The following is a 5,797-nucleotide window of genomic DNA, read 5'->3' as shown; positions in this document are numbered from 1 at the left end:
AAGTTCCTTACGTCCTTGGTCATTTTGTGCCGGTGCCCGCCGAAACCGGAGCGAGCGATGGCGACTTGGAAGAACAATACAGGTCAGCGAGTTGGCGGGTGATGCTAAACCAGGCCGAGTATAACAACGTCGTTGCGCACATACGCAAGCTTCAGGATACCACGCGGCTCTGGCAGGCTTCGGTTTACAATTGCAACGCCTTTACCGGCGATATCGCCCGCTCCATGGGATACAAGGTTCCCTCGAAATACCTGCGGCCTCAGCAGTTCGTAACCGAGCTTCGGGAGATGAATACGGGTCCAGGCGGTCGCCCCTAAGGGCATCCTCCGTACCGCGTCGGTCATTCCGGTCTGCACTGGAGGATGTCCGCTCAAGCGCAAAGCCGACGTATCCGCCACAATGAGGAAGCAATTTCCTCATTGTGGTCCGCCTAGAATTTGGCATTCAAGCCTATTCTTCCCGTCAGGGTATAGCTGTCTCCGAAATTGTTCAGACTGGTGTCGATCGTGGCCTCGCCATAAAGGGCATATTTCTCATTGCCCAAGGTGCCCCCAAGACCGAGGCGACCCCACAACGCGTCCTGTTCGCTGGTGTGCTTGACAGCGGAAAGCCTGACATCCGAGTTCGACTGTAAGTCGTAGTAGAGGTTTGCGATGCCGTAGGCATAGAGACGGCTTGTCTGGCGAGACGCTCCCTGAGATTATGCGTATCCGCCAGCGAAACCGCGCCGCTGAAGAGGCCGGTGAAGTCGTCACGATCGATAGCCGAATAGGTCAGCTGTGCCTGCGGGGTAACCGACCAATTGGCGCCGAGCGCAATCTGTTAGGCGCCTCCAGCATCGCTACCCCCTGGACAGCATTGCTCGGTCTCGAAGGTGCCTGACGCGATTGCTCAGCTCGGTTTGGTGCTGCATCGCCTAGCTTTGCATACCATCCCAATCTTGGGCGCCGTGTCCATTTCTTTTCTGCTGGGCTGTACTCGATGAAGAGCCCAGTGGACTACTATTCTGGACGCAACAGGTTTGATCAGATTCGACGCACATGGCAAACCATCTGCGGAGATCCTCTTACAAGGAACCATATCTATGGCGAATGGAAATGGAAAACGGCTCGATCGTCGGGACTTCATAATTGCGTCGGCCACCACCATCGGTGCGGCTGCCGCGCTGGTGGCGGGACCGACGCAGGTACGAGCGGCTTCGGTACCAGCAAATGCGGCGCCGACTGGAACCCAAGGGACCTCCTACACAGGTGACGTCATCGACGGAAAGAAGGTCATCACTTCGCTCGACGTGAACGACCTGGAAGCCGGGCAGAAGCATCGCCTGTATTTTCAGGGTGTGGAGACACCCACAGGGCAGCACTGGTACGTGTCGGTGACTGTGGCAAAGGGGGCCAAGCCGGGCAAGCGTGTCGTCCTGACAAGCGGCGTGCATGGTGACGAGATGAGTTCCATACACACTGTCCAGACCGTGGTGAACCAGCTCGATCCGACGAAGATGTCCGGCACGGTGACGGCAGTCACCGACATATCCCGCCCCGCTCTGGAAAGCATGCAACGCCGGTGGCCGAACCAGGGCAGAGGCATCGATCTGATCGACATGAATCGGGAATGGCCCGGAAATGAGAACGGCCTCACTGCAGCTAGCCGCCATGCAGGGCTGCTGTTCAACAGGCTACTGCGACCGAACGCCGAAGCAGCGATCGATTTCCACACTGGGACGACCGGGTTCGAAGTCACCGCATTCAACATCGGCGAGATAGACAGGCCCGAGGTCAAGGCGATGTTGGATCTCTATCCTGTCGGCCAGATTCTCAACATGCCGAAATCCGCCTATCCCACGGTCTTGCACAATGCGTTCATAGACGCGGGAATCCCGGCAATTGCACCGGAGATCGGCGCTGCCCGCGTACTGGATCGTGAGATGATCGCGCTGTTCGTGGAAGGGACGATGAACGTCCTCAAGCATTACGGGATCGTTGCCGGACCGATAGGCCGCACTGCCAAGGACATGGCTGTCTTTGTCGGCAATAGCGGGTTCCCGGTTCTAGCCACTGCCGGTGGGATCGTCGAGCATCTCGTCAAACTCAATGACAAAGTTGTGCCCGGACAAAAAGTGGCCATCCAGCGCAACAGCTTCGGCGAAGTGGTAGCGGAGTATACAGCCGAAGTGGCTGGAGAGATTTCGGGACAGCGCAGCGATGCAATGTCCGAGCCCGGCAACCCTCTCGTATTCATTCTGTTCAACAAGTCGCAGCAAGACGGTGTTGAAATTTACCCCGAATAGATCATCTACGCGAGCGACCGCTCAGGAGTATCTACGAGCATCGCGACTTAGCCCTCGACACGACCTGGTTTGAGCAACATCCTCGCGTGCGAAATTGCCCTTGAAGGATGCTCCGAACAACGCATCAACGTGCAATCGGGCCACTGGCGTGAGATCGAAGTTGGCGAGATCCACGGGGCCGCGATGCTTCACCCCAACGGCCTCGGCCAACACAGGCCACCAAGGCCAGGAGCAACACCAGTATGGCTCGCAAATCGGGCCCGGCGGAATTGACGGACGAGATCTRGGACTTCGCGCGGTTTGAGGAATTTTTCCTCCGACTTCTTTCGTGCGGGCACTTCGCCTACGCTAGTGGGCCAGCTTGGAGGACTATCATGTGGAGAGAACTATCGATCGCAGCAATCAGCGTCCTGACGCTTGCAAGCATCGAGCTTCCCGCATCAGGCGCGGCGATCGGTGCAGGCAACCCGTATCCCGTCAGTGACTACAGGTGCGAGGACGGCACACGCTTGGCAGTGCGCCTCCTCGGTGACCACGCCTCGGTATCCATCAACGGAGCGACCGCTATCGATTTGCCCGCCATGGGACCAGACGGAACAACCTACTCGAATGGTCAGCAGACGATGACCATAGTACAGGGACACCTATCGTGGGGGGTGGGCAGAGCAGTGCCATCTGCTTGCATCGGCGGCTGAGTGACTAGTCTTTCCTGAACATGGCGGTACGCCCTCTACGGGAGCGTTCCGCATCTTAGGAAGTGGAGACGACATTCTCAGCAATTCGGCCGGACCGAGAACATCAACCAGCCGCGCAACATCAATCCTGGCCCCGTAGACGCGGCGCCACAACGAAGCGCATCGTCCGCATCCCTCTTCACCTCGCCGAAAGAAAAAGGACGAATGAAGTCTGCCTCAACTGGCCCGTTCCTCCTTGGCAACGCTTGATTTTGTTAAGATCAAATATTTCCACAACAATCCCCCGATAACCATCGCAGATGCTGGAAGAGCAAGTCTGTAACGCGTTCGGCGGAGCGAGGCTTAAGTCTCCGGCCGGAAGGTACAGTCATGTCAACAATGGCAAGACAGCGTGTGGCGAGGGAGCGCAAAATGATACGCTTTTGGCTGAGAGATATCTCCGAAGTCCTTCACGATGTCATCAGGCTGTTGATGCTGATGCGGGCGCCTTGCGGCCGGGACAAGCGTCAAAAGGGCCGGCCGCCGCTCGATTTCGACGGGCGATGACCGGACGCGATCCGTCCCTGAAGCCAAAGCCAATCTCCCGATCCGGAGACTCTCGCATGCATATGGCAAACTCAGCCCTCGCCGTCGGAGTACGCTCACGCCCGACCGCCTTGAGCATGTTTTCAGCCGGTCGGAAATTTTCGGCTCGAAAAAGGGGCGCCTTCTGCGGCTCACTTGCTGTCGCAATCGTGGCCTTGCACTCGGTAGCGTTTTCGCCCGACGCGGCATTTGCCATCGAGGGCGACGCGGTGGACACGGCGATTGTCTTCGCCGTAGACAGGTCCTCTTCTATCGGCCCTGATACGGCTCAGCTGCAGCTCAACGGTCATGTCGAGGCGCTACGATCCGCCGAGGTCGCCAATGCCATTACAGGCGGTCCGATCGGATGCGTCGCGATCTCCTATGTCGAATGGTCGAGCGTTGGGAAGCTGGCCGTCATCCTTCCCTGGACGAGACTATGCGGCGCCGAAGATGCCAGCAATGCGGCGGGCCTCATCCTTGAACGTGGAAGCGACGGCACCGAGCCAAGGGGGCGCGGCAAAACCTCGCTTTCATTCGCCATCGACGCTGGCAGATTGCTGCTCGACAGTTATCCCGGCCATGCGGGGCGCAAGGTCATCGACGTTTCCACGAACGGCACCAACAATGACGGGCTACCGCTCAACGACAGCCGGGCGCGAGCATTCGAAGTCGGCTACATAGTCAACGGCATTGCGGTCTCGCGGGACGACCCCGGAATAACCGATGACCTGCCGGGATATCTGGAAAACAACGTTATCACGGGGGCGGGAGCCTTTGTGATCGCGCCGAGCAAGCCGGAAGAATATGCAATGGCGCTTCGGCGCAAGCTTGTTCTGGAGATCGTCGGCACCACGGCCGCGCAATATGCCAGCAACATCACGCGACAAACGCCACGATGAGGTGCCCCGCTCGGCCATCCACTTCCACATCTATGGAGGAGCAGTTGCCCTATTTCGCTATTTTACTACATGCGACCATGCGGTGCTCTCGTGACTCATGGTAGCGCTCGTCAGCGGATCGAGAGCCGCATGCGAGATCCCGGCATGCTCTACAATTTGGGCAATTCACTGGGCTTCATCGTCGGGCTCGGCGTCGCACTCGCAGCGGATGTTTCCCGCGATGACGGGGCCAGCGTGTGGAGCCGCGGCATTGTCCATGTTGTAGGCAGTCCGGCGGCTGCTGCGTTAACTGGCGCCGCGCTCGTGTTTTTCTGGGGCGGCCTCCTCTACACCAGGGCCTGGTCAAACGGCGCGCCACCCRATCCCAAGCTCAATCGACAAGGCGATGTGCTTTCTGGCATCGGCGCAATCCTTCTCGGGATCGGATTGGTCATCATGGGCAATCCCTGGCTTGCCGCTTCGGCCGGTTTACTGCACGCAGCGGGAAAATTCGGCAGTGCCTTGGGTGGCATGCGCGTTGCCGATTTCTGCAAGGATCTGGTCCTGGTAAGCCGTGTACCAGCGGTCCTTGTGGGCGGGGCTGCGCTCTGGCGGGAGCTTGCGCTGCTGGAAAACTTGCAGGAACTGCTGTTGTCTCTGAGCTTCATGACTTGTTGCCTGATATGGGCCGCGGCCGATTGGATGCTGCTGTCGCCAGACGGGTGGGTCAAGCCGGTAGTAGTACGTCTTGCCAAAAGAGAACCGGGAGCTTGATCGAGAATGAAAAAGACCTCGATAGCTAGAAAAAACCGCAATGGCCGGCGTGGCCGGACATCTTTTGAGTTGAGCTTGGAACTTTCAGAAACGAAGCCAGCATCTGATTACACCTCTGATTACAATGGAATCCAACCAAGTTGCATCATACCCGGTATTGCGAAGTAGTTGCAGCATACGGCGGATATGACGAGCTCGCTATGCTAAGTGATTTGTCCCGAAACTCTGCATGGAACATGCTGAGCACATTGGAGCACCCCGTCCAAGAGACGTCATTTTTGGTAAATGAGGCACACCTCATTTTTCTCGATTCCACAATTGCTTTGCTGTAGACATCCACTAGGCAACTCTTGCTTGGTGCCATCAAAATGGTGGGTGTTAATTACCAAAACCTGACGTTCGCGCTAGACTATTCATATGCTCATGGCGAGGTTTTGTTGCAACGGCTGATTGGAAGCGCAAAGAAGGCTGGTCCGAGGCCAATTATGCGGCAAGAATTGCGAACTGTTCGGCCAGGGACGGATTCGGATTGAAGGCGTATCTCGCCTGTCGCTTGCGCATCATGTGGACCATCTCGATGCCGGACAGGATGATCG

Annotated in this window: 4 protein-coding genes and 2 pseudogenes; 4 read left to right on the top strand and 2 right to left on the bottom strand. The window is 57.6% G+C overall.

Features of this window, described 5'->3' with window-relative positions; genetic code table 11:
* Positions 1 to 317 (top strand): annotated as a pseudogene (locus tag AC1DWF_RS29545) (hypothetical protein); the annotation flags it as partial.
* A gap of 172 nt (positions 318 to 489) precedes the next feature.
* Here AC1DWF_RS29545 and AC1DWF_RS29540 read toward each other — a convergent pair.
* The gene (locus tag AC1DWF_RS29540) at positions 490 to 762 is read right to left on the bottom strand and encodes a hypothetical protein (RefSeq protein WP_476784765.1); all 273 of its coding nucleotides are present in this window, start codon (positions 760 to 762) and stop codon (positions 490 to 492) included.
* A 322-nt stretch (positions 763 to 1,084) separates the two neighbouring features.
* Between AC1DWF_RS29540 and AC1DWF_RS29535 the strand changes: the two genes are divergently transcribed.
* The 3 genes from AC1DWF_RS29535 (at position 1,085) to AC1DWF_RS29525 (ending at position 5,201) form a co-directional block, all read left to right on the top strand.
* Entirely contained in the window at positions 1,085 to 2,287 is a 1,203-nt protein-coding gene (locus tag AC1DWF_RS29535; RefSeq protein ID WP_476784763.1) for a succinylglutamate desuccinylase/aspartoacylase family protein, read from the top strand.
* 994 nt (positions 2,288 to 3,281) lie between these two features.
* Positions 3,282 to 4,448, top strand: a complete 1,167-nt coding sequence (locus AC1DWF_RS29530; protein ID WP_476784762.1) for a DUF1194 domain-containing protein — start codon at positions 3,282 to 3,284, stop codon at positions 4,446 to 4,448.
* Positions 4,449 to 4,592: 144 nt separating this feature from the next.
* On the top strand, positions 4,593 to 5,201 hold the full coding sequence (locus tag AC1DWF_RS29525; RefSeq protein ID WP_476842393.1) for a hypothetical protein: 609 nt from the start codon (positions 4,593 to 4,595) through the stop codon (positions 5,199 to 5,201).
* A 483-nt stretch (positions 5,202 to 5,684) separates the two neighbouring features.
* On the opposite strand, the pseudogene AC1DWF_RS29520 reads toward AC1DWF_RS29525, so the two are convergent.
* A pseudogene (locus AC1DWF_RS29520) lies at positions 5,685 to 5,797 on the bottom strand (IS6 family transposase); the annotation flags it as partial.

This window comes from Aminobacter sp. P4_D5 (assembly GCF_056401815.1).
The sequence above is the reverse complement of the archived record's forward strand: the minus strand, read 5'-3'. Positions and strand labels throughout refer to the sequence as shown.